5 protein-coding genes are annotated in these 3425 nt (G+C 68.6%); all 5 read left to right on the top strand.

Annotated features, from left to right (window positions below; translation table 11 throughout):
* Positions 1-336: Hsp70 family protein (locus HZB86_09170; GenBank protein MBI5905702.1), on the top strand; the 336-nt coding region annotated here is incomplete at its 5' end.
* Between the two features lie 65 nt (positions 337-401).
* Positions 402-854, top strand: coding sequence for an Hsp20/alpha crystallin family protein (locus HZB86_09165; protein ID MBI5905701.1), 453 nt, complete (start codon positions 402-404; stop codon positions 852-854).
* Between the two features lie 73 nt (positions 855-927).
* A complete protein-coding gene (locus HZB86_09160) occupies positions 928-1941 on the top strand; it encodes a J domain-containing protein (protein ID MBI5905700.1) in 1014 nt (337 codons plus the stop codon).
* A 47-nt stretch (positions 1942-1988) separates the two neighbouring features.
* Positions 1989-2846, top strand: a complete 858-nt coding sequence (gene htpX, locus HZB86_09155; GenBank protein MBI5905699.1) for a zinc metalloprotease HtpX — start codon at positions 1989-1991, stop codon at positions 2844-2846.
* On the top strand, positions 2843-3425 hold a 583-nt coding region (locus HZB86_09150), incomplete at its 3' end, for an ATP-dependent Clp protease ATP-binding subunit (protein MBI5905698.1). The genes htpX and HZB86_09150, both read left to right, overlap by 4 nt.

The following is a 3425-nucleotide window of genomic DNA, read 5'->3' as shown; positions in this document are numbered from 1 at the left end:
CGGAAGGCCGGGATCGAGGCGCGCAACCACCTCGACTCCCTGGTCTACAACACGGAGAAGACGCTGCGGGAGAACAAGGAGAAGGTCCCGGCGGAGACGGCGGCGAAGGTCGAGACCGCGGTCGCCGAGGCGAAGGAGGCGTTGAAGTCGGACGACGAGGCGGTCCTCCGCGCGGCGGCCGACAAGCTCATCAAGGAGTCCCACGCCCTCGCAGAGCACATGTACAAGCAGGCGTCCGCCGCCCCCCCGGGCGGGGACGCCCCGGGCGCGGAGCCGGGGAAGGCGCCGGAGGGGGACGTGGTCGACGCGGAATACGAGGACTCCGCGAAGAAGTAGCGGGGATATCATTTCAGCGGTCCACCGGGGCGCATGGAGCGCAGGTGGGAGAAAGGAGAAGGGAAATGGCGATCGTTCGGTGGTGGGATCCGGTGAGGGATCTGTCCTCGATCCAGGACAAGATGAACCAGCTCTTCGAGGACACGTTCACCCGCACGAAGGGGCGCGAAGAGGGGCTGGGAACGGGGATGTGGACCCCGGCGGTCGACATCTACGAAACCAACGACTCTGTCATCGTCAAGGCGGAGCTTCCCGGGCTCACGCGGGAGCAGGTCGGCATCGAGGTCAAGGACGGCCTGCTGACCCTGCGGGGCGAGCGGAAGGTCGAGAAGGAGGTCAAGGAGGAGAACTACCATCGCATCGAGCGCGCCTACGGCACGTTCCAGCGGTCGTTCTCCCTCCCGTCGACCATCGACCAGGAGAAGATCTCGGCGACCCTGAAGGACGGGGTACTGGAGCTCACCCTGCCGAAGCGGGAGCAGGCGAAGCCCAAGCAGATCACTGTGGCCGTGAAGTAATGCACGTCGACCGGCGGCCCTTCCGGGGATGCGTCCCCGGAAGGGCCGCACCCGGTCGCCGGGCGGGGGACCGATGGACCCGGGGAAGAACTACTACGAGATTCTCGGCGTCCCGGAGGGCGCCTCCACGGAGGAGATCCGGAAGGCGTTCCGCCGGCTGGCGAAGAAGCACCACCCGGACGTGAACCCCGGCAACAAGGCGGCCGAGGCCCGGTTCAAGGAGGCCAACGAGGCGCACGAGGTCCTCTCCGACCGGAAGAAGCGGGAGGAGTACGACGCGGTCCGCCGCGGCGCGTTCACCGGCGGCCCGTTCGGCGGCGGCCCGTTCGGCGGCGGGTCGTTCCGGGGCGGACCGTTCCGGGGCGGCGCCCAACCCCCCGGCGGATTCGGGGGCGAGTCGTTCGACCTCGGCGGGATCTTCGGCTCCCTCTTCCGGAACGGGGAAGAGGGGTTCTCCCATTCCGGGCGCGGGAACGACGTCCAGGTCGACGTGTCCGTCGATTTCCTCGACATGGTCCGCGGCGCGGTCCGCGAAATCCGCTACCCGCGGGCGCGCGTCTGCTCCGGCTGCGCCGGGACGGGAAAGGCGGGACGCCGCGGCTGCCCGGTCTGCTTCGGGCGCGGCGTGACCGAGGCCGAGGAGCGGGTCCGGATCAAGATTCCCGCCGGGGCGAGGGACGGCGCGACGATCCGGGTTCCGGCCAAGGGGGAGGAGCGGGCGGCCCCGGGGGAAAGCGGCGACCTCCTGGTCCGGCTGAGGATGCTGTCCCACCCGCACTTCCGCAGGGAGGGGAACGACATCCTCCTCGACGTGCCGATCCGCTTCTCGGAGGCGGTCAAGGGCGCGAAGATCGAGGTCCCGACCGTCGACGGGCCCGTCACGGTGACCGTTCCGGCCGGCAGCTCCAGCGGCCGGAAGCTGCGGCTGAAAGGCAAGGGGGTTCCGACCCCCGGAACGGTAGAGCGGGGCGACCAGTTCGTGATCCTCCACGTCGCCGTTCCGAAGGACCGCTCGGCGGAGTTCCTGGAGCTGGTCGACCGGATGGCGAAGCACGAGGACCCGGATCTCCGGGGCCAATGGAACTGAAACGTCTATAATGGAATCAATACGTGGGTAGGGGAGGAGAGGCAAGAATGGGAAACACGCTGAAAACGACGTTCCTTCTCGCGGTCCTGACGGTCCTGTTCGTCCTCGTGGGCCGGTCCATCGGCGGCGAGTCCGGGATGATGTTCGCCTTCGGGCTGGCCATCCTGATGAACGTGGGATCGTACTGGTTCTCCGACAAGATCGTCCTGCGGATGTACTCGGCGCGGGAGGTCACCGAGGCGGAGTCGCCGCAGCTCCACGGCATGGTCCGGCGGCTTTCGCTCGCGGCCGGCGTCCCGATGCCGAAGGTCTACATCATCCCCGAGGAGTCCCCCAACGCGTTCGCCACCGGGCGCAACCCGGAGCATGCGGCCGTGGCGGTCACCGAGGGGATCCTGCGCATCCTTTCGCCGGAGGAGCTCGAAGGGGTGCTCGCGCACGAGATGGCGCACGTCCGCAACCGGGACATCCTGATCGGCACCGTGGCGGCGACGCTCGCCGGGGCGATCATGATGCTGGCCAACATGGCCCGCTTCGCCGCCTTCTTCGGCGGCGGGCGCGACGACCGCGAGGGGGGCGGCGGCGGGCTCGAGCTCATCGTCATGGCGATCCTCGCCCCGATCGGCGCCATGATGGTCCAGATGGCGGTCTCCCGCTCGCGGGAGTACCTGGCCGACGAGACCGGGGCGCGGTTCTGCGGGAAGCCCGAGGCGCTGGCGCGGGCGCTCGGGAAGATCTCCGGCTGGTCGCGGCAGGTGCCGATGCACGCCTCGCCGGCCACGGCGCACATGTTCATCCTGAGCCCGCTCACCGGCGGCGGCCTCATGAGCCTGTTCAGCACCCACCCGCCGGTCGAGAAGCGGGTCGAGCGGCTGATGGCGATGCGGGGGATGTCCACTACATGATGGAGATATCGTTCTACCGGGAGAAGCTGTCCGAGTCCGGGCACCGGGTGCTGAACTCGTCGATCGAGGAGTCGCAGCGCCGCCACCACTACTATCTCGGGCTCGAGCACCTGTTCATCGCCTTCGCCGACCAGGAGAAGACGCTGTTCCGCGAGCTCATGTCGGCGATCGGGCTGAACGTGGAGGCGGTCCTCTACTCGGTCAACGAGCACCTGAACATATCGCGGCAGTACCTGGGGGTGGGCCTGAAGGTGCCGCCGGCGACCAAGCAGGTCTTCCGGGTGGCGTGGGAGACGGCGCAGAGGAACCGGCGGGCGCAGATCGATTCGGCCGACCTGTTCCTCGGCATCTTCCACGAGGTGCACTCGATTCCGGCCCGGATCCTCAAGAACTACGGCGTCGACCCGTCCGTGGCCCTCTCGCGGTTCGCGTCCCAGTTGCGCAGCCGGGAGGAGAAGGTCGAGGAGTTCCGGAAGCGGTACGAGCTTCCGGCGAACCTCCGGACGTTCGCGGTCAACCTGAACCTGCTCGCGCGGGAGGGGAAGATCCCGCCGATCGTCGGGCGGGAGTCGGAGATCG

Source organism: Deltaproteobacteria bacterium (assembly GCA_016234845.1).
In the GTDB taxonomy this organism is placed as follows: domain Bacteria; phylum Desulfobacterota; class Deferrimicrobia; order Deferrimicrobiales; family Deferrimicrobiaceae; genus JACRNP01.
The sequence above is the reverse complement of the archived record's forward strand: the minus strand, read 5'-3'. Positions and strand labels throughout refer to the sequence as shown.

Excerpts from the sequence above, each read along its gene's own strand:
- HZB86_09165 (MBI5905701.1), top strand. The coding sequence starts at position 402 with ATGGCGATCGTTCGGTGGTGGGATCCGGTGAGGGATCTGTCCTCGATC.
- HZB86_09160 (MBI5905700.1), top strand. The coding sequence starts at position 928 with ATGGACCCGGGGAAGAACTACTACGAGATTCTCGGCGTCCCGGAGGGC.
- htpX (MBI5905699.1), top strand. The coding sequence starts at position 1,989 with ATGGGAAACACGCTGAAAACGACGTTCCTTCTCGCGGTCCTGACGGTC.